The sequence below is a fragment of the Prevotella sp. P4-119 genome, assembly GCF_002251345.1.
Lineage (GTDB): Bacteria > Bacteroidota > Bacteroidia > Bacteroidales > Bacteroidaceae > Prevotella.
The window spans coordinates 1-24,084 of record NZ_NPJB01000007.1 but is presented as its reverse complement, the minus strand read 5'-3'; the positions used below and the strand labels follow the sequence as shown (position 1 = coordinate 24,084).

The following is a 24,084-nucleotide window of genomic DNA, read 5'->3' as shown; positions in this document are numbered from 1 at the left end:
ATAATGTATTTTACATGATGATGACGGCCTGCTTGCCTTCAATCAGTTTTGCCATGATTTGCTGCTTCAAACCAGCAATATATTCATTCACTTCCTGCTCATTGTGAAGCGTCTTGTTAGGCGTAACTAATGAAACAGGCTCAATGGTGATAGGAGAAGCTGGCTGAGTTGGCTGTGATGATGGTGAAGAACCACCAGACGGTGTGCTACTGTCAGCTGCAGCTGCTGCAGTTGCTTTACGCACACGATCATTGTGTTCGTCGATAACCAGTTTCACTTTCTCGTCACGATATTCATCTGTGTTGGCATTCTGCCTGAGCAATAACAGATTCTCTTCCTTCTGCTTTTCCTCCACTATCTGCTCGATGGGAGCTAGGAATGAGTGTTCGATACCATTCTGGTCACAAATATCATAGAGTTGCTTATAGGTTGCCTGATATGCAGTGAGTATCTGTTTGCGGTATTCCGTCTTCTGCTCATTGATGGCCTGTTCCATCTGTCGCATGAGTTGTCCGTAGGTCTGCATTGTAGGCAGGGGGTCTTGTTTCAGTGCCAACAAAGCCTGTACTCCTTGTTGTCTATCTGTAGGCAGACAAGTGAAGTTGACAGAGTTGCGGTCAATGAAGTCGAGTACTTTACGGTAGTTCTGCAATTGGCTATCAACGAACTTGATACATTTCTTTGCCTCTTCGATAACATTACGTCCAGTATCACTGCCGGTGATTATCGTCTCGAAGAACACCTGCGGGTCACGAACCAACTTCCAGGCTTCCATCGTCCTTATGGCATCTACGATAGGTGCAGCAAACGGATAGTTACCAGCGAGACGTGCCTTCTCGTTGTATTCCTTGATCCGACTTTCCAAACTGTTCGCGTCAAGTCCTTCACGGCAATGTCGGCACAGTTGACGCCCATCGGTCGTAGTGTTGGTATTTGCTAAACCGAAGATATTGTTCCATGCTGCAATGAAATTATTGATTAGCTGCTGAGGTATCAGTTTGGCAGCTCGCAAGGTGATGTTCTTTCCTTGACTGTCAATCTGATTGGCAATTGTTGACAGGTCCACATCGGTACTGTTGTTCATCACGTAGTCGTACTGACGACGACGTACTAGTTCGTTGATGATATAGTAAGTGCAATGATCAACCCATCCGAAAGGAGGTTCAGCAAATTTACGCTTCAGCTCGTCAATGGTTATCTCACGTGTGGCAGCAGCGCGGTTCACAACAAGCATTACCTCATTTTCCGCATCGGTCATTGGGTTCTGAGGTCCATACTCACCATCGTTGATAGGACGCAGGATTTTACTCCTTAGTTCTACCATGTTCTTGGGCATTTCAATACCTTGAACCAGATGTGCCTTATGGAATAGACGGTTGAAATGTATGTCAAAAGCCTTGCGCAAGCGGTCTGTTCCTTTGAGATTACCCAGCTCAACCGAGTTTACTTCGCTGGTTCCTGTTGCTACTGGACAACTGTTGAACATCTCCTTTAGTGCTGGTATTATACGCTCCTTACGCATTTCTGACGCTCGCGTGATAAAGCCTTGCAAGACCTGTCGCTTTTGAGGATCTCCTGATTGTGAGCTAAAGGCCTTTTGTACCTTGCAATACCATTCGAGGTCTTTGACAAGTGCTTTGTTATCAGCATACAACGGATAGAGGAAGAACGTTAGCTGGTTGGGGGTGACATTGGTATGAATAACATGCTTATTGATGGTGTCCTGCCCTGAATCAAAACAGAAATCTACAAGCACGTCTTTGTTACCCGGGTATAGTGCCGTCTCTAAGAACTGGTATCGCATGGCAAAGTCACGACCCAGATATCTTTCCTTATTCTTTAACGAGCCTACAATGTCTTCAGTAAAGAATTTCAGTAACTGTTCTCCCTTATAGTTGAGGTCTATCAGCTGAGACTCGATATTCTTGGCCACCTCACGTTCTGCTTCCGTAAAGAATGTAAAGCAGTCAATGCCTTCCTGATTCTTTTCAAGTCGAATGACATGGCGATCAATGAGGAAATCAGTTACTGCCTGTATGCGGTTCTTCAGTTGCAGTTTGTTTTCATCAATGTTGTCCATCAACAAGATGGTGATATTATCGAGTGAAGCTGGGAAATCTTTTCTGTCGTTTTCAAGCAGATTGCAAACCATGAACAAGACATACACTACTCGTTCACCAAAAGCAGCATCGGTGTGAGTCCTCACTACTTTCAGGGCACTGTCAACTGCCTTGGTTCCCAAATTTTGGAGCGAGTTCTTGAACATGGTGTTGTAGAACTGGTCAAACGACATAAACTTTCCGACCTCCTCGTTCTGATTCTTCTTGGCTGTAGCATGAGTAACGCGGATAATGGAACGTGAGTTGTCCTTAACCTCTTTCATCACGTATCCATGATATTGGAAGGCTTCGAAAACCTTCAGTATCAAGTCAAGCTGGAAAGGAACAAATGGATAATAACCCACAAATGTTTCCTTATCTTTGAATCCCTCGTATTTAACGGGCAGATTATATTGGGCTTCAAGTGCCGTTCTCTTGTCATTATAGATTCTTTCCAGGCTACCAACCACTTCGGGCTTCTTATCAAGAATGCGCTGCTGAGTAATGTATTTGGCACTAGTTGACTCCAGAGACTGACGTACTTCAAAGCGCCCCATAATCTTGCCATACTCTTCTGTGGTTTTCTGAACGTGGCAGTCGGTAATAACCTGTTCTAGATTTTGCTGAGCTGTACAGAATATCCAGACACGGTTGTCGCAGACCTCAGACGTGCGGGTAATCATTTCTTGAAGCTGACCTAGAATGGAGTGGTTGCCATCAATAAACATACTGACCTCATCAGCAAGGAATATGATACGGGTATTATTGCCATTGTCGGGCTGTTTATTCAGATATTCGCGCAACTCATCTGCAAATGTGTCATTGCTAACCACATCTTTTTTGGCAAGAATACTGGCACGGATGGCTTCGTAGTCAAGATCCGGAGCAAGTTTCTTGGCTTCCTCAATGGCAATGTTCAGACGCCGGGTAGCCAGGGCTGACGCGCCTGCAGCTGTATTCCAAGCATAGTTCATCTCTTCCATACGATGGTGCCACTGACCAAGGACTCCCTCTTCATCGAGGGCTTTCTCCAAATGCTGTGCCAATTCGAATTGGGTGTAATTGTAGCCACGCATCTGATTGAACAGACTCCAGAATATTTTCAGGAAGGTATGCTGTTGTCCTTTATCATTGTCATCTTTATATGTCAGAAGATTGATATTGCAGGTTTTTACAATGGCAGTTGATACCCACTTCTGAATGTCACGCAAATTGTCTGCCGATGGCTTTATATCATGACTGCCGTCCAAAGGATCAATGGCTTCTACGGCTGCAATATAGCGAGCAAAAGCATCAGCACTATGTGCAGGATGAAGACAATAGCTGAGATATTTCAGGAAATGGGACTTACCTGATCCGTAGTAACCATCTATCCAAGCTCCAACATGTGCATGAATATTGACCCAATCTCCGTGAGTATTGAGCTTCTTCAGGTCTTTAACAGTTACAAGAAGATCATAAAGATTGTTGATGATGTCGTCGGTAAAGACGTATTCATTAATCTCCGTCTCAATGGTTTTAGCATTGTCGTCAGTGATTGATACGGCAGGATTTACATCGCGATCAATGTCATTGAAAAATAGGTCTTTATATTTCATATTACTGGTGCTTTGATTTGTTATTCTTCGAAATTAAGTAATGTGGCACGGTAGGCATGCATATCATCAAGCCGACCAAATAAGCGGTAAGAATTGTCCTTACTCACTCCTGGATAAAAAATAATTATCTTGTAACGGCTGACTTGATTAAATTGCTCCATGCAGGTCAGAAAAACGTTGGCACGCAAATATGGGAACATGCTACCAACACCGTATACAAAGATGTAAGGAGTGGCACTTCCTGTATGTTGCTCTTCAAGATGCTTTTCTATTCGTTTGTTAATGAACTCATAGAATTCTTTCGAGCGACATATGTCCGACAGCTCTTCTGCAATTTGATCAGGGAATTCACTTTCCCCTTCCAAAATGTCTTGCAAGGCTGTTGTATCTCCCAATGGGGTCTGCTTTAGGTATTCACAAAACTCTGTGAAAAGGTTGAGAGCGAGAACATCCACATAAATGGCGGGGCGTGCTAACTTGTCGCAGAAGTCAACAATGTTCTCACGCATGGCATATTCCTTTTCTGCGGGATACTGATATATATAAACATTGTAGTTAAGACTGCCGTTGGCGGTGTCTTGAAACTCTGGCGTGCAGAGTTTGGCATATAGCTGTTGAATGGTCATAAGCACTTCTGTTTATAATAAGCAGGCCTCGAGGAACCAGCTTTCGCCGTTCTCCTTGAACCAACTGTCATCTATTAATCTTATCGAAGTCAATTTGTGATCTTGGCGAGACAATATCCCAACCTGTATTAAAACGGTTTGATACCAAGAGACGATTTTCTCTTTAGTCTTGTCCGACCACGAATCAACAAACTCATCGCGAGAGGATATGTTATAAAGTTCCATCATGAGATTGTCGCTTGTTAGTGTCCTCTCAATTGACAACCATTGCCGCTGAACAACATTTTGATGGAGTTCTTTAAGAACCAAATATGCCTTTAGAAGCGAATAAAGTAGTGCTATGCGTTTGTCTTCTTCTGAGAGGTTCGTATAATACTCCCAGAATGATACAGGCACAGCATCATAACGCTTCTGCAATTCAGAGGCACAACGTTTTCTTGTGTTTTCTGAGTTCATCATCAAATAACGGTTCTCGCGAACCTCGTTCTTCAGCAAATCTTTGCCATTAGGTTCCATCAGTAGTGGAAGAACGGCATTGAATTCGTTGAAGACTAAGCCACAGCCTGTCATTGATGCTGAATATGGACTTTTATTTGTTTTCATTTATATCTCAACTTTTTCATTATGAGTTTTTAATGATGCTTTGCCTAACACTTTCTCAACAGGCTGTAACAATTCTTGTACTTCAATCCCTAAGAGTTTGGCTATTTGATATAATGTTTCAAGACCTGGCTGACTTGTATTTGTACACCACTTTGATATAGTCGCTTGGTCTTTTCCGAGTTGTTCTGCCAACCATCTGTTGGTTCGCTTCTTTTCCGCGAGAACAACTTTGAGACGATTCATGTCTTTATCCATCATTGTTTGTTGTTAGAGTAAATATGGCACAAAGATAGCGAAAAAGATTCAGATTATTATGTAATAGAGCAAATTTTTAATGAAATTCAACTATTTTTTTGCGAATTAGGCAAAAAATGACCTCACAACCACGCCTTTTTCTAATCTACATATTCTCTTTTTTTACCTCTTTACCATATTCATGCCACCATCGGGCTGAGTCGTTCAGGGCGCACACAATACACTTGATGTTGTCTGGATATCTCATGGGCAGTTCTTCGCATTTACAACCAGCAAATGCACTGATAAACGATTAGTCATCGCGAACAAACTCATGCAGTTTCTGATGTCCGATAAACCAACCGAGGATACGATCAAAGTCACTCTCGTCCTTGGCCAGTTGAATGTGTACCACAACATGTGGTTTGGCCTGCTGATGCAGTAACCAAAAGTCACCATGACCTTTTACATGCCGCTGTTCAGCCTTGAAAGTGTCGCGCTCCACATGCTTAAATTCAACACCTTGCTCCTGCAATCGCGGGAACATCACGTAATCACACTTTTCAATTTTCTTGATTTCCATATCGTTAATCTTTAGTGGGTAAAAAATCTCACTCGCATCTTTTTACCACCGCTGCCAACGATATATCAGAGGCCGGTTGGTGGGCATTTCGCCACTCTTGATGCAAAAATCTGCTGCAAAGATACAACTTTTCCGTCAAACGACAAAGAAGATAGAATTATTTTCGTATCTTTGTCCCAATTTTATTTCAAATATAACAATGAATTATGAATATCATTGAAATCTCAGAATCAAATTATCAAGATTATTTTTCTCTTGATATCGTTGCTTTCTCTTTTGCCTATGAAGGGGCAATGGGAGAAATGGGTGGTATCTATATTATTGATAGAGGTGGGCAGATATATCATGCCAACTATTTCATGGGCGATGATTGTCTTGGCCGAGACCATATTAAGGATGTCATTCCTGTGTTTGTGGATCTTGTGCATGGCTTAATGGGCAGTGAGTCTACAAATCCCAATTGGAGTTCTGAATATTTGGGATTTGGAAACACTTTGCTGGTTTCAAATGAGATCCGTGATGGCTTCAAGAAGAAAGTTGAAGAAGCAAAATTTCAAAGAACTGGCGAATTGTTCCAGCAATGGCCCGGCTTTGTTTTGGACCTGATCGGGAAAGAGCATGGCAGTCTTACCATGAATGATATATGGGAATTACTGAAAAAATGAATTGGTATTATAGCCGTTGGCACAATCTTCGAGATTTATTTGGCGCCAACAGCTATATTATTCCTTAGTATTATTGTTTCATACGCCAAGAGTAAAATAGTACACAAATGTGTCTATCATGTCACCGATTTCTTTCAGGTGCTTGACATAGGCGTTGTCATCAGGATCGCCTCCTAATTCGTCACACTCAAACTCTTCAAGGTCATCCAGAAACTCTTGTTTAAGAGTTTCATAATCAGCATCCACCTCTTCATCGAATAACTTTTCACAGATGTCAGTGATGATGTAATGGGAAAGCATCCAACTTTCGTATGCCGTAAGAACTACCAATACAGCAGTTAGCTGGTAAAGATTGTACATCTTGAAACACTCAGGCAATTCTTTTTCAAAATATACTGCTATTGCCTGTCTAACAGGACTGGGTTGGCGGAACATCAAATAATTGTCACCCATCAGCGCATCGTAATTAGCACTGTTTGAGAAATCGTTGACAATAAACTCTTGGTCATATTTTTCCTTCAAGTTACTGTAGGTGTAGTGGTAGGTCAAGATTGACTTCGGTGAGGTATAGCCCTTGCGTTTCTTCAGGGCTTCCTCCATCTTCTTCGCAAGTTCTTCGTTGTCTGTCGTTATAACGATACCATGTGGGTTCGTTAAAGGCTTTCCATCTTTATAAACGACGTATTTGTTATTCTCCTGTTTGTAGGTGTATTTAGCCATTTATCATTCTGTTTTATAAGTTTATTGATGGCAAAGATAGTAAAAAATCGATAAAGCGGAAAGAAATAAGTAAAAAAGGTGAAAGATGGGCCATAATTTGTGGCATTATTACCGCACTATGCCTTCCACTCCTCAGGTATAGGACAAGAGTATTCATTACCTATAAGTTCTACATTCTCAGCTTCTTCACGAGTCATACCATCATTAATGCCTTCCTGTACATAATACTCATGAGCTGCCTTTATAAGTTTTTCCTGAATAGTGGCATACAGATAATCATCTTCAATGATCTGTCTAAGGTCATCACATTCAGGATGTTTCTTGATTTGTGCTTTTATCTGTTCAAGTTCATTGTCAGTGAGTTCTACATCTATATCGACATAATGTTCATTCCAAGTTCCAATTATCTTACCCTTGATAGTGTATTGTTTCTTAGGATTGCCTGTTGGGTTCTTCTTTTGCTGATTATTATTCTGACATTCCTCATATATCTCGTTTGCTATCATTGTCGGGACAATATCCTCGAAAGGTTCAAAATCTTCAGAAGCTAAAGATGACTCATCATTTTCCTCGATTGACTTTGTGAGAATAGAAAGAAGTCTGTTCTCGATAACTTCATTATAATGGTCTTGATTGGAAACGGGAATATCATGATAACAGGTTATATTATCATAGATGTCGTTTCGCATGCTACTCCATTTCCTGATGTATTTGAGCATCTCATCTTTTGACATTCCTTTTGTCAACGTCATCTTCGGCGGCATCATATCTTCGGGAATATAACAAATGTAAGCATCATCAAAACAGTAGCCATCGCCATAGGTCTCCATCAGATATATAACATCTTCTTCCTCCCATTTTTTCCCTTCATCACCTGGTATGGGTTCAAACATCTCGTCCCTTTGGAAAAGTTCGTAGAAAACAGGTGGGTATATCTCGCTAAAGAACTTATTGTACAGATGGGCGTCTCCTTCTTTGAGAATGGGCATTAACCCACAGGACAAATCAGAGTCGTACTCTCTGACAAGTCTCTTAATTGTCTCGACCTCATCGTCTGAGAGCATAATCTCTGCTTCAATTTCCTCATCTTCATAGTAATAATTACCATCAATCCAAACCTTAAACTCATAAGATTTTAATTCCTTCGACGAAGAGTCTCTGTCTGTCGACATCGTTTCTTCTACTTTCTTTGCGTCTTCAATGATCTCATCGAAAGAAACTACATACGGAAGGCAATTCACAGTGCCGTCCTGTTTTCCAAAGCTTGACTCAACTTGCTTATCAATAGCCTGGATGATGTCTGGTGCGATGAATAGAATACGGTTATACGTCAAGCCTTCCTTATCATACAATTGAAGAGTAAGGAGGCGAACATAATCTGTTTCTGGCAGCCGGACTTTAAAAGCTGTCGGACCTTGGATCTGGCCCTTTTCGCCGTCATAGCAGATATAACTGAATTGATAACTATCCCGTTCTGCACCTTTTGAAGACTTCTCATTATTCTTCTTAATGTAATATTCCTGAGCCCTCACTTTACATTCGAAGTAACGATCCACTCCGGAATAGTAAATCTCACTGTAGTATTCTTTACTTGACTTCATAGTTTAAGAAATAGCTGCTATAATTGTTACTAATTTCAATTTTTCTGCTCTTTAATACTCTCTACCCTTGTTCCTTGCTACGCCCTTCCAACGACCTTGCTACGATAGCCGGACAAAAGACAAATAAGTCACGCCTGTGTTGGTGCATACCTCCATACACAGGTGAAACATCCTTTATTTGTTTATATCCGTTCCAAATGCGGGTGTTGCTGGCGCATATAACATATTGGGGATAGCAATGGTTCTCCCGGATGATACAATCTAAGAGGCCACCTCTGCCAAAACAGTCATAGTTACAGCCAAACCCATGATCCTGGAGAAGGAAGATCCACGGAGCCTTTGAGTATTCTTTCACAAATAGCTGGTAATACGTTGCTATACCATCGGCATAAAGGAATGTAACAACAAAATGCTCTGCACCCCATGAGTCATCTCTATCCGTATCTCGTTCCATGATGAGAGAGAAACAGTAGGGCTTCTCGTCTGGATCAACAAAAGTGTTAGGTTTGCCATGCAATGGCTCCTTTGTAATGTTGAAGGGATACTGACCATTAGACATTATATCACGTTCCTGCAACTCCACCTCTCCTATAGGGTGATATCCGCGAATACTATTTTTCTGTGCAATATGGTCCTCCAGCTCCTTTCTCTTAACCAAATAGTCCACATAGAGGAAAGAATGTACTGAATGAGACATGTTACCCACTTTAATTAATGTCCCATCGTATCCACTTCCAGGATAATACCCTACCCTCGAAGACATAATGTCCTTAAACGAGAATTGCTTCCCTTGGAGGTAATCACTAAGCCAAGCGGGAACTTCTTCACGATAGTCTTTTAGATAGGAGATCATCTCATTCATTTGATATGAAATCTAATTATACACTAACCTTTCATCAATTCTTTGAGCTGGGCGACTATTATTCTCGTCTCTTGGACTCAAAAACAGTCAGGGTTTTCTTCTTATTCATCAATTTGCCATCAACATAGGAGAACAACTTACATGAGTCACGAACTATCAATTGCCTAATATACTTGTTGTTCTTTGCAGCATTGATATGACGGCGCTGAACGTCATCAGGGAGTACAAGTGTGGCCACTTTGACACTAGAGATAAATCTCAATAGGATGTCAACCTCTCGTATACCACTATTTCCATAAACCGGCCCAGAGTGGCTCATTCCCAAGAACTGAGACCATTCTTCCATCTGGGAGCCGAAAGTAGCCTCTGAAACGTCTAAATAGTCATATATGCGGGAGGAGATGGTTTCAATATCTTCAAGATGGAAGTCACCCGTGATTTTTGTTTTCTTTCCGAGTTTCAAGGCATAACCCTTCTCATCAACACTTACTTCCACTATCACTTCTGAATCGGGATCATCACCCGCTTCCAGCTCTTTAAGAGAATACACATCAAAGTTTTCGATGGCTGATCCTCTGAATCCATATCTGAACGACATCTCAGGAACATATACCTTACATTTCTTCTTATCCAATTCAGTGAAAGTATACCAATAGAGGTCGGAAAGGGCGCAAAGTAACTTTAAAGTTGTTATTCCTTTACAGCCATCAAAGATACTATGACCTATTTCTGAGACACTTTGGGGTATCGTAATCGTCTGTAGCTTTCCACATCCCTTGAAGGCGTGATCGTGAATCTTTTTAACACCATCCGGAATTATATAATCTTGTACTTGGGCTTTGCGGAACATCTTTACTAGTTCCAGACCATCCTTGCTAAAAAGAACTCCATCCTTTACCTGATACAACTTGGACTCCCCACCAACAGTGATACTGTCCAAATTAACCAGATCACCACTAAAAATATCAACGGGGAAAGATTCTATAGCATTGTTTAAACTTATGCTCTTGATGCCAGCACATTTGTGGAAAGCATCTTTAGAGACAGATAAAACACTATCAGGAATCTTGAAGTCTTTGATGTTAGTATTGTATGGGACACAGATAAGTTCTGTCATATCCTTGTTATACAACGATCCTTCCAAAGATGCGAAATAAGGATTTGCTTGGTCAACTATTATCTCCGACAACTGGCCACAGCCCCTAAAAGCGTTTGGGTCAATCCTCTTCACGCTTGATGGTATGAATATCTCTGAAACAGACACTTTTTCAATAATTCCATATCCAAGCCTTCTGACACCCTCTGGCAAGAACTTACTGGTTACCGAGCTACACTCAGCAAATGCAAAATTTTGTATCTCACGAAGACTACTGGGGAGAGACAAATCTTTTAGACTGCGACATCTTCTAAATGCCCCGACTTGTATGGTTTCAAGTGTCTCTGGGAATAAAATGTGTTCAAGCGAATAACAATCCTCAAATGCATGTTTGCCTATAGTCGTAACTCCACTGGGTATGTCAAAATGGGTGATGTATGGCTTAAATTGTTCTTTCACAGAAATAAGAGTCTTCCCATCAGAACCGAGCTCAACCATATCTAATTCCGCCATATTATTCTCTTGAAGTGCTTCTTCTTGAATGTTTTCAAACGAAGAGAAGGCAGGATGTCTACGATAATCGTCAGCAAGTCCTTGGGGGACATAGAGCACACAACTCTTCTTATCTACGCCATAGAAAGCATCCTTATCTATTGGAGCATTGGCAAGCCTATAAACACCCATATGAATTGTACATAAGGATGAACAATTATGGAAAGTCTTTGACTCCAGAGACACATAATCATGGATATGGATATCACGAAGATTTATGCAGTTATAAAATAAACCACTACGTAAATGATTAACTGAATTTGGAATTGTATAACAATCCTGAGGATGTGCTGAAGGATAGAGCACAATTTTAGACAGATCTTTGCTATAAACAATTGCGTCAACAGAAGCAAATTTTGAATTGTCTGGACTGATATCAACTCTTTCCAAGGATTTACAGCCTGCAAAAGCTGAATTGTTTATGACGCAAGTGCTGGCAGGTAAAGAGACGTTTTTCAAAGAGATACAGCCTTGGAATGCAGTATCTTGAATGCCCCAGAACTTGCTTGGGAATTCTATCTTTTCTAGAGAAGTACAATCCTTAAAACAATAGTAAGGCAGATAAGTTACATTATCTGGTATTTTTATCTCCTTAAGTGAACTACAACCAGAAAAGACAGAATCCTCAACCTGACAAATAGTATCAGGTAAGTATATTTCCCTTAAAGATTTACATCCTTCAAATACACTCCTACGCAAAACTGTTTCTTTTTCAGGAAAGTTAATAGTTTCAATTGTTGTACAACCAAGGAAAGCAGTCGCCTCTACCTTCTTAACCTTCTTGTTAATCACAAAATTTTTTTGTTTTGTCTTTGCAGGTACTCTATATAGTATATTTTTGTTACGATTGTATATACTGCCGTCTACGGAACAGAACTTATAATTGTCTTCTGATACTACAAACTCCTCAATCCGCTTACAATCAATAAAAGCAGTCAAAGCGATTTTATCAACGTAATCTTTAATATAAACTTTGCGAAGAGAAGTACACCCAGTAAAGACATTAGCTCCTATTTCACCAAGGTTTTGTGGTAAAACTATTTCCTTCAGTGACGAACATCCTTCAAAAGCATTTGACCCTATGGTATCTACACAATCAGGTATCTTAACTGTCTTAAGATTCTTGCACCCTTTGAATGAATTAGGTTTGATGACACGCACACCATCAGGGATGACAATTTCAGTCACCTCTGTGTCAACAACACCATATACTTGATTTGATCCGTTTATTTTAAGTTCTGTATCCATAGGGCCCTTATTCAGTAAAGATCGTATCCTAAGTTTTAAATTTGAGACAAAGATACAAATAAAAGTGTAAATAATGCGATTTCTATAACATTTATTAATCAGAAATGACGGTTCTGGTTGTAAAATCGGAGTAAACTATGATCTGAACGCCTTTATCGCTTGGAGAACAAGGACGGCCGGAAAGGTTGTATCTGGCCACTTCCTCTGACGTATCATTACTACTTCCTTCAATCCCCCTGACAGCAGACGGGGAGCTCTCCCCAAAGTAAATACCTTGGAGGGAGGTACAACCGGCAAAGGCATCTTCACCTATGAAGCTAACTGTCTCTGGGAGATAAATCTCACGGAGATAGGCAGCACCCTCAAAGGCTCCGCGGGCTATACGACGACAGTTCGGGTGAACATTGTAGGTGGTGTTTCTACTACCAGCAGGATAGCGTACCAGGATCCAGTCCTTGGTGCCTTCGTAGCCGACGGCATAGAGGACACCATCAATAGTTTTATACTTGTTCATGTAGGTTCCGTTAATGTAACCTGACGTGAACTTGTCGACCTTCTCAATCTCTTGGGATTTGACAGCTGCGCTCATCATAAGAGCGACCAGCAAGAATAATACTTTTCTCATATCGTTTTAATGTTTATTGTTTCTTTTCTTTTATTTCTTGGTAGGTTATGAGGAGCCTTTTTGCCTCTGTAAAATCGTGTTCCTTGAATTTCTGAATAGTCTTTTCCAGCAGTTCGTGAAGTGTGAGACCCTCAAAGACAATAGGGGATGGAGCATTCTTGATTTTTTCCTGCTCGGCTCTGTACTGTTCCAAGGCCTGGGTACAGCACTCTTTGAATAGAATGTCGAGCTGAACAGAAAATTCTGAACGTTGCTCGTCAGAAAGCTCAGGATACTTTTCGTCAAACCACGCGAGTGCTTCAAGATCCCACGTTTCATCACCGCTCAGCAAAAAGTCGTTGGTAAAAAACTCTTCACCATACTCTTTTACTATATCATTTATCTCCTTCATATTTCTATAGCATAATTTTCTGTACAAAGGTATGAATAAATATTGGTCTAGAGTCTCATTTTATAGGTATAAAGTTTCAGAATAGATGGAGTTCATTTCTTAAAAAGCCGATGACTCTGAGAAAGAAACTGGTTTCGAACTTTTCATTTCTGAAACGCCAATCAGGGTAACATATCAGAATTTCCAAGCCGTGTTCCTTTTTTATGCGCTTGACTTGGCGGACAAAGTGGCGTCCGTGACAGAAAAAGCCATTGAAGCTCACACCATCTATTGTATGGACATAATGATGAATCATCTCGTGAACCAACAGCTCACTTAGCATATCCTCATCCAGATCGATGCTTTTCGATATCCTGATGTGCCCAACCTTCTGTCCATTGCTTTTGGTGTGGGTGGCGTATCTTCCAAAGGCATCTTTCATATAATTATAGGAGAAAGTACACATAGGCAGTTCGTTGTTGAAGTACAGTTTGTTGTACTCTTCAAACTTCTGTTTCAGTAGCTCTTTTGTAATTGTCATATATGTTTAGCAACCATCGGCTCTACGTTTAGCCATTGTATAGCGACCGAAAGAATCTCTTAGATATAGTTCAGGGAACAAATACCCATCGATAGTTAAGGAGATATTACTCCCACTTCTGGAGAATCGGAGGGTATTGCCATAGTAGGCATAGTTGTAGGTCTCTGTGTACCATTCGGTGTCATGTTGCTTGGCCATCGTGATGTCGGCCTTGCCTCCAGACATGAACTTAATCTGTTTAAACTCCACCCCACCAATAATCATGGAATAATAACACTGCCAGGTCCCCAATAGCACATCAGCATAGAACATATCGCCTGTAGTTTTACGCTGTTGAGCACGGTCCAACTCGTCCTGATATGGGCATTCACAGGATACCAATATCAAAGCAAAAAGAGAAAAAAGATGTTTCGTCAATCTCATATTATTTTACGTTTATTGTATATTCTTGGTAGTTTGGAGTGAATAGTGATAGTCAGCCCATAGTCCCTCTTTAGTCGTTTGCATTGTCGCCGGAAAAGACGGCCATGTCCGAAAAGGCCTCCCCACTGGCGGTCGATAGTCCTGACATAGTGGTGGATCATCTCATGGATAATGGTCTCACGGAGTGTCGCTTCCGTCCAGTCAATATCGTTGGTAAGCCAGATTCGTCCTTCGATGATGCCGTCTTTCTCCTTCTTATAGGTGTACATCCCTTCGCACCACGACATCTTCTGGACTGAAAACTTACAATGCTTCAGCTGATTGCCAAAGTAAAGCCGGTTATACTCCTTATAACGGACTCTGATATCTTCTTTTGTGATCTTATTCATCTCTGAAATTAATTACTCCACTATTTCCAAAAATGTAGTCACCAATCTTCTTAACAGAGCGAGGTATAGAGAGTTCCACGTTATGACGACAAGCTAAAAAAGCGAAGTCTTCAATTTCTTCAACTCCATCAGGTACCTCATAACGGATATCATTGAAGGTATAACGACATCCTGTCAGAATCTTACCATCTTTTGAATAACCAACTTCATGATCATCGAATATGGGCATATCATCGTTAAAGTCATCCTCTTCTTCAATAGGTGTTCCGTCATAATGTGTATCCCATATTTTGACCTTCAGCCCTTGTGGGTATTCACGGAGCGATCCGTTGTCAAAAAGCATCTCAAAAGGGATGTCCAATTTTTGGAGTTCAGTACAATGCCTGGCTGCCATCGGTGAAATATAGAGGGTACCTTCCTTGATACGATAGTGAGGAATATTAGGAATCTGTATGAGATATGAGCCAGAGGGCGAGTAGATGGCATCCTTCTCAGTCAGACCATCATCAACAGCACAGATAACGCCTTCCAGACTGACACTCTGATAGTCGAGAGCATGGATAAATGAAGCCATATCGAAGATGTCAATGGCACGGAAAAGGACGCGGGAAGTACCATTCTCGTTCTCAACCATGAATCCGTAAAGTTCATAGAAGTTCTCACATGCCTCTCGGAAATTCTCCAGTCGTTGGGGAGTTGGATTGTCTATAGTATATGCCAATTCAAGAGTCATAACAACTCCTTCTGATAGCTCGTATGAGAGAGTAGGAGCAATCACTATGTCTTCTCCGTAGTCTTGTTTGTAACAATGTGTGAGTTTATTGTCAACCCTTTCATGGATTGCCGTACTAATCCATGGGGCATTGAAATGCCCGTCATGGAGTCCCTTGGTACTGATAAGTCTCTTCATGATAATACTCTTATGAAATAAAACCTATACACTTTCGCTCCTTGCCACCCAGGAACTCTGCGCGACAGTAGCCCTCTATCTCGTCGAGAGAGGCGAATTTCCCTGAGAGGATGTAGTCAACTGTGCGCTTACGGGCGATGTTCTCAATCTGACCTCCAGAGAAGTCGAAGTGAGAGGCCAGCTGACGGGCATCATCAGCACTGATATCCTTCAGCATGGAGCGCCAAATCTTGGTCTTCACGTCCGTATCAGGCTTGTGGAACTCCACCTTGTAGAGGAAACGACGCTCAAAGGCCTTGTCGAGATTACTCGTCAGGTTGGTGGTGGCAATGAGGATGCCGTCGAGGTCTTCAATCTCCTGCAGGATAATGTTCTGCATGGCGTTGTCCATCTTATCAACAGAGTGCTCTACGTTCTCAGTACGCTTGTTGATGATGGCATCGGCCTCGTTGAAGAACAGAATGGGCATCACCTCGCTGTTCTGACACAGCCTGCGATAGCGGGCAAACACCTCCTTGATGTTCTTCTCGCTCTCACCAACCCACTTATCGCGCAGTCCGGCGATGTCCACCTGCATAAGGTCACGTCCCGTCTGACGGGCTATCTGAAGGACAGTCTCGGTCTTGCCTGTACCAGGAGCACCATAGAACAAGCAAGCAAAGCCCTTGCGCATACCCTGTTCTTCGAGTCGCTGCTGGATAGATGGCAGGGTCTCGGTGCTAAGCAGATTGGTAAGACGGTCTATCTGCTCTTGCTCAGAGGTATTGAAGAACAGCGATTTCTCCTTGATGGACGTGTGTCCCTTCAGAAAGCGGTCATCGGGTCTCATCCTTCTGCACTTTGAGTGACTGGGGGTATATGCTGAAAGAAGTTCAACCTTGGCCTTACGAGTGAGCATATACTGCTCTGTATCGGCCTGACCCTCATTACACTTATGCTCAATATAACCGCATTGAATGAGGGGATGAGTCCCGTTTCTAAGCCCCTCACGCATGAAATCACAGTCATACTCCTCAGGATAAAGGCCATCGATGGTCTGGAAGGTAAGGCCTTCTCCGTCTGAACCTTCCCACTGCGCATAATCGACAACAATCAACAGCAGGAGTGACTGAACATGAATATCATCAAACCTCAGAACCTCATGACAGAGTGGAAGATGTGGGTTGGCTTTAGCAAGCTGCAGCATCCATTCCTCGTCATCATTAAAAACGGCATTGCGGTCGTTCATGTTCTTATCAACATGACTCTCCAGCTTATCCACAAACTGCTGCTCGTTGAGACCATCAATTTTCTCTGGGACGAAGAGCTTGTTATGACGGAGAGCCGTGACGACACCGCGTGCCAAAGCAATTCCCTCGAAGAAGCCACCTATCTCATGGACACCCTTGCGAATAGCCCAGCGCTTGGCAATAAGTCCCTCAATCTCTTCAGAATATACCATGACAGACAAGCGCGAGCAGCCAAGATAGTTGCCCATGCCTTTCCAAGACATCGGTTCGCCTGACTCGATGAGCATGGCAAGTGCAACAATCTGGACGTTGGTCAACCCCAGTTCTTTATTGAGGAAAGCCAAGGGATTCTTGACTGACTCCCAAAACTCGTCAGACAATTGAGAATCCTGAGCCATGTCGAGAATTCTGTCAAGAGCAGTGATGATGGTCCAAGTGTCAGGTTCCTTGAACTCGTCCATAATCTCACCTGGGAGATCTCCATGACCTCCGATTCCTGACTTAAGTCTGCGTACTGGTTTCTTTCTAATATTCATATTATACTATTTTTGATTTCGTGGTGCAAAGGTAGAAATATTATTTCAGTTCTTCTTTCCATTTATACGTATACCGACTGAGCGCAGCCTTATGCTGCAGCCTTTAGATAATGGCGGCTCTCAGCACGCACCATATCAAGGAAACGACGCATTTGTTGGTCGTTCAAACGGTATTTACGAGCGAAGTCAGAGGTGGTAAGTCCCTTCTCCATCATGGAAAGGTAATCGTCCAACATCTCACCTGTGCCCTGCCAATATTGCTTGTCGAGCCCACTTTTCAGTGCGTTGAGTGTATCGTCATAGCGGACTTGCCAATCCGGTGAGACATCCGTAGAGGAGGGCAGATAGCTCATCATGGTATCTGAGTCATCCTCATCAGCATATATCGGTTCGTCCAAAGACACGGTAGCACACTTGTGTTTGAGGTGGTCGTATGCAGTCTTTTGAACCTCACTCTCAATGTACCATGTGGCAAAGGAGATGAAGCGAAAGCCCAGACTTGCATCAAACATGTCAGCAGCTTTTGTAATACCCAAAGAGCCTGCCATGATGAGGTCTTCGAAGGCTGTGCCAGAGGCAAGGTACTTCTTGGCAACGGTCACCACATAGCGCAGATTGGCATGGATGAACTTGTCACGAGCATGTTTGTTGCCCTGACGCATGAGAAGCCAAAGGTCGTATTCCTGCTTGTTGGTGAGAGGCTGCGACTTCTTGATGTCCTTGAGGAACATGTCGACGCTACTGTTGCTACGGTCGGTGAATGTGATGTTTCTGCCGTTCTGATACATGATGTGACAATATTTAAAGGTGAGACATTTGGTTACGAAGTGAATTGTCAAGGATGACCGTACCACCCTGTGCTACGAATGGGATAAGCACCTTACCGTCGTGAGACTGCGGACGGTCAATGGCAAAATCAGAGGCATGAGGCGTAGCCTGACGGATGGCGTTGCGCGATTGGGCAATGTAATGACTGAAGAAGTGGTCGAAGTCTGTGCTCTCAATAGTCTTCACCAGTGCATCACCCTCTTTGAAATAGAGCAGAGTGTAGAGCTGTCGCAGTGCCTTGTAGTTGTTGGCAGCTGCCAGACGACGTTGATAGCCTTGTGGGTGGAGTAAGGTGTAGATGTAAACGAGACGCGAATAGCGATCACGGAACTTCACCTCTGTCTCTTGTCCGTTCTCAGCAATAAGCAGCACGTCATAACGACACCTGACATTTTTGATGTTGCTGAGTCTTATTTCAACAGCAATAGGGCGTGGGGCCAACTGCTGGTCGGCGGCCATATACTCAGCCAGACGCTGCTTCATCTCGTCTGTTGTCATCGACTCAATCATTTCCTTAATATTCTCTGTCATAAAATCTATATAAGTTAATTTAAATCTTCGAATAATCGTCGCATTTCCGGCTGCGAAGGTCGGACTTTTTGAGCATATTGTCATGTGAAATATAGGTATAAAAGGAAAGATGAACGAAAAAAAACTAAATTGATAGAATTTTGTATAATAATAAAGGAGTTATAGTGGGATATTACATATTTATTTGTATCTTTGTATCCAAAATATAGAGTTTATGACAACAATTGAATGTACTGACGAAAAGCTTGCATTGAATCTGAACCCGTATCAGATATTTGTCTTTGTCAACGAAAAGACGAAACCATATCTTGATCAAATTAAAAGAGATCATATTGGAAGATATAACATAGAATTGATTCCTTTCGATGCTCTAAAAGACAGCCAAGCTGTAGTAGGAGAGGATGTGGATCCATTATTGTATTATAACATCACGCATTCTGATTTATTTGCAAGGGTCATGCCTTTAAAAGAAGGTGATTACAGATACACGTCAGAGATTCTATTTCAAGGGAAGGACTATAGTGGCGATCTTTTTTTTAACGTGGTCAACAACTTTGCCCGCTCCTTGAATAACAAAAAGAGCAAAAGCTTTGTAAATACACTGAGGAGATATTTCCAATATGGCAATGAAGAGTTCTACGATTTCCTGATGGAAGTATATGATGGGGATTTATCAAAGATACTGGAAATGTCAAAGTATTACTCCCATATTGTCAGTTCAGCTGTGCAAACATCTGCAGAGAATTTCTTGGCAGACTTTATGCGTCAGTTGTCGAAAGACAAAAAGGAAGAACTCATTTCAATCATTAAAGATACGTTGGGATTTGCCTGTGAAAAAGACTCGAAACTATTGCTTTGCAATTATCTGCAATATAAGTATACACCTGGTATAGGTGGCTTCAGCAATCTGTCTAAGGTGGCAGAAGTCAAGAGCGAACTTCTAAAACCGGATTTTTCTCTTGTCATAGAATATAACAGGAAAGATAGACTTATGGATAAAGATGGTGATTACTCCATCATCTTGAAGAAAGACGACGGCAACCGAATAGAGTTAGAGTTTGGACACAGAGGTGACAAGATGCTCTATCTACTTACCTTATTATGTCAAAAAACCAGGGGAGGACTTCCTACTGCATACTTTAAAAATGAGCAAGCTAAACAAGTTATAAAAGCAGTTTATGACAGGATGTATCGTAGCGGTGGTGACGAATGGGTAAATAAGTGTTCTAACAATACACATACAATCTCTACATACCGCTCCCATGCCAAGGAGGTGATTGAAAACGATGAGAGGCTCGAGCCATATATGGCTTATTGGTGCAATTTTGAAAACCAAACGATCTTTATTGGCAAGATGGGCAATAAACCCCTAGAAATCAGAAAGATTCGTCTTCCAGAAGAAAGGATAAAAATCTATGATGAGAACGAAGAAGCTGGGTCTTTCTCTGATATTCTCGAAAAGTTACCGCATCTGAGATGCTTATATAGCTTAAACAAGGTTAACTTCCCCGAATTGTTTGAAATACACAAAAACCTGGTTTGTGGTGTGGATCAACGGGAAGATGATGCCATAAATGCAATAAGAGAATAATTTGTTGACATATAATTCCAAGGCTATAATTTGTCACCACTACGCCGTAAAACCGGCGATGTGGTGATGTTCTGTTTTGCAGTCAAAGGCCTCTGAGCGGCAATAGGTTTCTATTTCATCCAAGGAGGCATATCTTCCAGAAAGGATGTAGTCAACGGTGCGCTTGCGGGCAATATTCTCTATCTGACCACCTGAGAAGTCGAAGTGGGTAGCCAAGTGTAAGGCGTCTTTTTTGCTGAGCTTCTTCAGCATGGAACTCCAAATCTTAGCTTTTACCTCGGTCTCCGGTTTGTTAAACTCAATTTTATAGAGGAAACGACGCTCGAACGCTTTGTCTAAATTGCACGTCAGGTTAGTGGTTCCAATGAGAATGCCGTCAAAGTCCTCCATCTCTTGCAGAATTACGTTCTGCATGGCGTTCTCTTCTTTATCGCAATATTGTTGAATTCTCGTTGTGCGCTTGTTGAAGACACCATCTGCCTCGTTGAAGAAAAGAATGGGTGTCACATCAGATATGTCGCATAGTTCGCGATAACTATTGAATACATTCCTAATGTTCTTTAAGCTTTCGCCAACCAATCTGCTACGCAGGCCCGCAATATCTACCTGCATGATGTCGCGACCAGTCTGACGGGCTATCTGAAGCACCGTCTCGGTCTTACCCGTACCAGGGCCGCCGTAAAACAGACAGGCGAAGCCCTTTCGCATTTTCTGCGCTTGAAGTCGGTGCTGAATAGAACTGAATTTCTTGGGACTCAGCAAGTTGGTAAGATGCCGTACTTGTTTCTGTTCAGCGGGATTGAAGAAAAGGGGCTTCTCTTGAATCTCTGTATAGCTCTTCAGAATAGAGAGGTTACCCTCTTGTGTAGTATTGTCGTAATTATCATCGTAGTCATAGTTGTGGCTGTTGTCATCGTCATCGACGTCCTCAGCAGAATCCTCATCCGCTGAAGCGATGGGTGCCTCAGGTACGAAGACTTGGTTATTGACAAGAGCCTTCTCAGCCTCTGGAACTAGTTCGAAACCTTTGTCATCCCTCATGATGTTGTCACTTATAGTTAACCAACCCTTTTTTACGAGTTCGTCCAGTTCGTTTGCATGGGTTCTTGCTTCAAAGTTTGTAATATCAAGATATAATGCGAAGTCACTCCAACTCATAACATAATTACGCTCAATCAGCATGGAAACAAAGACAATCTGAATGTTTGTCAGACCGAGTTGAGTACGCAGGTATGCCAGATGAGTTTCGCAGTTTTGCCAGAATTCATCAGAAAGGTGAGAGTTTAGCGATTGCTTGATTACATGAATCAAAGCGGTTACAATTGACATATTATCAAACTTTGTTTTGTCTGTCATATAATGAATTTTATAGTTTACAAAATATTCTATATTGAAAGCGAGAGAGTTTGGGAGATCATGCAGTCAGCATAAATACTTTCTGCCAGATAGATATAGTAGTTTGAAAAACCAGCCGTATCTGGTTTTCAGAGTTGTAGCAACAAGTCAAAGAGCGCTTCATAAGCGTCGAGTTGAAAGGTAATAAAAAAGGGAGAGAAAACATAATTTTTTGAGTTAATAATTATAAATACACTGCAAAAACCAGTACACCTTATTTTATTATGCGCATACGCGCGTGTGCGCGCTATACTCTACCTTCTCTGATCGCAGGATGTCAATGATTTGGAGCGGAGATGTTATACATTGGTGCTCTGAGTCTGCGAGCATCTGTTCTTTCTCCTTCACATCAGCACCCCAAAGACAGTGGTATGCCTTGATGCCTGCATTAGCAGCAGCCTGTGCATCACACATTTCATTGCCAAACGCGATGACGTTCTTGGGATCTTCATTTAGCTGTTTCAGCGCATAATCAAAGAGAGCTGGATTGCCACCACGTTTTCTTATTCTGCGACCTGTGGCATCTTTGCAGCCGATACGATTGATTTTGTCCTTAGGGAAGATTTCCTGCAACCCAAAGGTGCTAACCGCTACGTTCAGAACTTCGCGGTTATTGCCTGACACAATAGCAGCTTGGATGTTGTTCGCTTTGATGTAATCGAAGACCTGCTGCCAACCATCATACAAGGGACATTGCTTTATATGTTCGAGATACTCCTTTCTGGCCTGTACCCACTCAGGAGAAAAACGGCGCAGAGTTTTCTGTCTGGCCACGTACTGGTCAGCTCCTGCGGTGTCAAACATCGTCCCGTCGTAGTCGAAAAACACTGTCTTAAACTCTCGATTGATTGTCTTTTGTTTTGCCATATATCGCTTGTTTTATGATTATGGATGCAAAATTAGACATTCTTTTTTGAAGAGTCTTTGCTTTTATACGTATACCAAAACTTATACAAATCGAAGAGGAGTCATAGACTCCCCTTCTTTAGACATAGTGACCGGTCACTTGTGGCTTCAGTGCTCACACTCGCTGCATCATCCTATGTCCTTTCTGATAACTTCACCAACGATTGATAAAGCATTTCCATTCCAACAGTTGCTGTTTCCTTGATATGAAGGAACCCTTCTGGTATCTCAACCTCTCCAGGATCAATAACAATGTTATGGCCTGCACCAGAACATGCTGTAAGGGTATTGGCTGGAGATACCAAAAGAGATGTGCCAATAACGACAAAGATGTCTGCCTCAAAAGCAGTATTCATAGCAAGAGGCATGTTGGGAACTGGTTCGCCAAACCACACAATATATGGACGAAGTTGACTACCGTCTTTGGCTTTGTCACCAAGGTGAATATCATTAATTAGGGGACGGAGCTCAATACAGTCCGCATTCTCCTTATCGATGGACGAACAGGCCTTGGAAAGTTCTCCATGGAGATGTACGATGTGAGAAGAGCCTGCACGTTCGTGGAGGTCATCTACATTTTGGGTAATGATGCTTACATCGTACCACTTTTCAAGTTGTGCCAACAGTTCATGTGCCTTGTTTGGCTGTACCTCCAGTAACTGGCGACGACGGGCATTGTAAAAGTCAAGCACAGCCTGAGGATCGTTATTCCACCCTTCGATACTTGCCAATTGCATTGCATCTTGCTTCGTCCAGATGCCATCCTTATCGCGAAACGTATCAATTCCGCTCTCTTTGCTTATCCCTGCTCCTGAAAGAATAACTAGCTTCTTCTTATTCATATTGCTCGTTTTTTAACAACTCGTTGCAAAATTAGGAATAATAATCTATATTGTTCTTCTTTCTATACGTATAGTTAATAACGTTACATACGTTGGTCGTATAAAGATGCAGCAGCTTTCAGTGTTTTGCTCATGTAGTTCAAACATCTGCGTGGAGATAAGATTTTCACTCCAGCACCATAGGACATAAATACAGAATACATCTCGAAATTGATTACCACATCAATACGAAAGATACAACTGCCATCGGTAGGATTCTCGCTTATTACGCACTGAGAGGGGTGCAGGGGCTTTGTTTTGATATACCTGCTCTGTTCCGCACTTGCCCAAAACTTGACGCACTCTGCTCTCTCATGAATATTCTTGCTGACTCCTATGACATCATCAAAGAAATGTTCGGAGTCAAATTCCGGGTTCTCTCGGAATGGTATATCTATCGGTTCCACACTTACCATTCTGTCAATGGGGAGATTGAACAAAA

The 24,084-nt window shown here is 42.1% G+C and carries 24 protein-coding genes and 1 riboswitch; of the genes, 2 read left to right on the top strand and 22 right to left on the bottom strand.

The window, feature by feature from the left end; all coding sequences use genetic code 11:
• Positions 1-10: 10 nt before the first annotated feature.
• The 5 genes from brxC to CIK89_RS13740 form a co-directional block, all read right to left on the bottom strand.
• Complete coding sequence (gene brxC / locus CIK89_RS00860) at positions 11-3,697, bottom strand: BREX system P-loop protein BrxC (RefSeq protein WP_094389547.1); 3,687 nt, start codon at positions 3,695-3,697, stop codon at positions 11-13.
• A 20-nt stretch (positions 3,698-3,717) separates the two neighbouring features.
• Positions 3,718-4,323, bottom strand: a complete 606-nt coding sequence (locus CIK89_RS00855; RefSeq protein ID WP_094389546.1) for a BREX protein BrxB domain-containing protein — start codon at positions 4,321-4,323, stop codon at positions 3,718-3,720.
• A gap of 12 nt (positions 4,324-4,335) precedes the next feature.
• Positions 4,336-4,926 carry a BrxA family protein gene (locus CIK89_RS00850; RefSeq protein WP_094389545.1) on the bottom strand — a complete coding sequence of 197 codons (591 nt, stop codon included), beginning with the start codon at positions 4,924-4,926 and terminating at the stop codon, positions 4,336-4,338.
• Positions 4,927-5,181 carry a helix-turn-helix transcriptional regulator gene (locus CIK89_RS00845; protein WP_094389571.1) on the bottom strand — a complete coding sequence of 85 codons (255 nt, stop codon included), beginning with the start codon at positions 5,179-5,181 and terminating at the stop codon, positions 4,927-4,929.
• Positions 5,182-5,473: 292 nt separating this feature from the next.
• Complete coding sequence (locus CIK89_RS13740) at positions 5,474-5,743, bottom strand: hypothetical protein (RefSeq protein WP_254046577.1); 270 nt, start codon at positions 5,741-5,743, stop codon at positions 5,474-5,476.
• A riboswitch (SAM-I-IV-variant riboswitch) is annotated at positions 5,741-5,852 on the bottom strand. It overlaps the preceding gene by 3 nt.
• 97 nt (positions 5,853-5,949) lie before the next feature.
• On the opposite strand from CIK89_RS13740, the gene CIK89_RS00835 reads away from it, so the two are divergent.
• Positions 5,950-6,408 (top strand): hypothetical protein, encoded by a 459-nt coding sequence (locus tag CIK89_RS00835; protein WP_094389544.1) that lies wholly within the window; start codon positions 5,950-5,952, stop codon positions 6,406-6,408.
• 78 nt (positions 6,409-6,486) lie between these two features.
• On the opposite strand, the gene CIK89_RS00830 is transcribed toward CIK89_RS00835, so the two are convergent.
• The 13 genes from CIK89_RS00830 to CIK89_RS00770 all read right to left on the bottom strand — a co-directional run bounded on the left by CIK89_RS00830 (position 6,487) and on the right by CIK89_RS00770 (position 18,869).
• The gene (locus tag CIK89_RS00830; protein WP_094389543.1) at positions 6,487-7,128 is read right to left on the bottom strand and encodes a hypothetical protein; all 642 of its coding nucleotides are present in this window, start codon (positions 7,126-7,128) and stop codon (positions 6,487-6,489) included.
• Positions 7,129-7,244: 116 nt separating this feature from the next.
• A complete protein-coding gene (locus CIK89_RS00825) occupies positions 7,245-8,729 on the bottom strand; it encodes a hypothetical protein (RefSeq protein ID WP_094389542.1) in 1,485 nt (494 codons plus the stop codon).
• Positions 8,730-8,790: 61 nt separating this feature from the next.
• On the bottom strand, positions 8,791-9,426 hold the full coding sequence (locus CIK89_RS00820; RefSeq protein WP_144007314.1) for a hypothetical protein: 636 nt from the start codon (positions 9,424-9,426) through the stop codon (positions 8,791-8,793).
• Between the two features lie 223 nt (positions 9,427-9,649).
• Complete coding sequence (locus tag CIK89_RS00815) at positions 9,650-12,487, bottom strand: leucine-rich repeat domain-containing protein (RefSeq protein ID WP_094389540.1); 2,838 nt, start codon at positions 12,485-12,487, stop codon at positions 9,650-9,652.
• A 94-nt stretch (positions 12,488-12,581) separates the two neighbouring features.
• Positions 12,582-13,112 (bottom strand): leucine-rich repeat protein, encoded by a 531-nt coding sequence (locus CIK89_RS00810; protein WP_094389539.1) that lies wholly within the window; start codon positions 13,110-13,112, stop codon positions 12,582-12,584.
• A 13-nt stretch (positions 13,113-13,125) separates the two neighbouring features.
• Complete coding sequence (locus tag CIK89_RS00805; RefSeq protein WP_094389538.1) at positions 13,126-13,503, bottom strand: hypothetical protein; 378 nt, start codon at positions 13,501-13,503, stop codon at positions 13,126-13,128.
• Between the two features lie 76 nt (positions 13,504-13,579).
• Positions 13,580-14,023, bottom strand: a complete 444-nt coding sequence (locus CIK89_RS00800; protein WP_094389537.1) for a SprT-like domain-containing protein — start codon at positions 14,021-14,023, stop codon at positions 13,580-13,582.
• 6 nt (positions 14,024-14,029) lie between these two features.
• Positions 14,030-14,446: a hypothetical protein gene (locus tag CIK89_RS00795; RefSeq protein WP_094389536.1), complete on the bottom strand. Its 417-nt coding sequence runs from the start codon at positions 14,444-14,446 to the stop codon at positions 14,030-14,032.
• Complete coding sequence (locus CIK89_RS00790) at positions 14,443-14,835, bottom strand: SprT-like domain-containing protein (protein WP_094389535.1); 393 nt, start codon at positions 14,833-14,835, stop codon at positions 14,443-14,445. The genes CIK89_RS00795 and CIK89_RS00790 overlap by 4 nt, the downstream gene beginning before the upstream one ends.
• Entirely contained in the window at positions 14,828-15,745 is a 918-nt protein-coding gene (locus CIK89_RS00785) for a leucine-rich repeat protein (RefSeq protein WP_094389534.1), read from the bottom strand. Before CIK89_RS00785 ends, CIK89_RS00790 begins: the two co-directional genes overlap by 8 nt.
• 10 nt (positions 15,746-15,755) lie before the next feature.
• Entirely contained in the window at positions 15,756-17,510 is a 1,755-nt protein-coding gene (locus CIK89_RS00780) for an ATP-binding protein (protein WP_094389533.1), read from the bottom strand.
• A gap of 89 nt (positions 17,511-17,599) precedes the next feature.
• Complete coding sequence (locus CIK89_RS00775) at positions 17,600-18,298, bottom strand: sigma factor (protein ID WP_094389532.1); 699 nt, start codon at positions 18,296-18,298, stop codon at positions 17,600-17,602.
• Positions 18,299-18,311: 13 nt separating this feature from the next.
• Positions 18,312-18,869 carry a hypothetical protein gene (locus tag CIK89_RS00770; protein ID WP_094389531.1) on the bottom strand — a complete coding sequence of 186 codons (558 nt, stop codon included), beginning with the start codon at positions 18,867-18,869 and terminating at the stop codon, positions 18,312-18,314.
• A gap of 214 nt (positions 18,870-19,083) precedes the next feature.
• On the opposite strand from CIK89_RS00770, the gene CIK89_RS00765 reads away from it, so the two are divergent.
• Positions 19,084-20,460 (top strand): hypothetical protein, encoded by a 1,377-nt coding sequence (locus CIK89_RS00765; RefSeq protein ID WP_094389530.1) that lies wholly within the window; start codon positions 19,084-19,086, stop codon positions 20,458-20,460.
• Positions 20,461-20,499: 39 nt separating this feature from the next.
• Here the strand turns inward: CIK89_RS00765 and CIK89_RS00760 are convergent, their stop codons facing one another.
• The 4 genes from CIK89_RS00760 to CIK89_RS00745 all read right to left on the bottom strand — a co-directional run.
• Entirely contained in the window at positions 20,500-21,816 is a 1,317-nt protein-coding gene (locus CIK89_RS00760; RefSeq protein WP_094389529.1) for an ATP-binding protein, read from the bottom strand.
• A 261-nt stretch (positions 21,817-22,077) separates the two neighbouring features.
• A complete protein-coding gene (locus CIK89_RS00755; RefSeq protein ID WP_094389528.1) occupies positions 22,078-22,722 on the bottom strand; it encodes an HAD family hydrolase in 645 nt (214 codons plus the stop codon).
• Positions 22,723-22,895: 173 nt separating this feature from the next.
• Positions 22,896-23,603, bottom strand: a complete 708-nt coding sequence (locus tag CIK89_RS00750) for a Sir2 family NAD-dependent protein deacetylase (RefSeq protein WP_094389527.1) — start codon at positions 23,601-23,603, stop codon at positions 22,896-22,898.
• An 83-nt stretch (positions 23,604-23,686) separates the two neighbouring features.
• A partial coding sequence (locus CIK89_RS00745; protein ID WP_144007313.1) for a YafY family protein occupies positions 23,687-24,084 on the bottom strand: 398 nt, incomplete at its 5' end.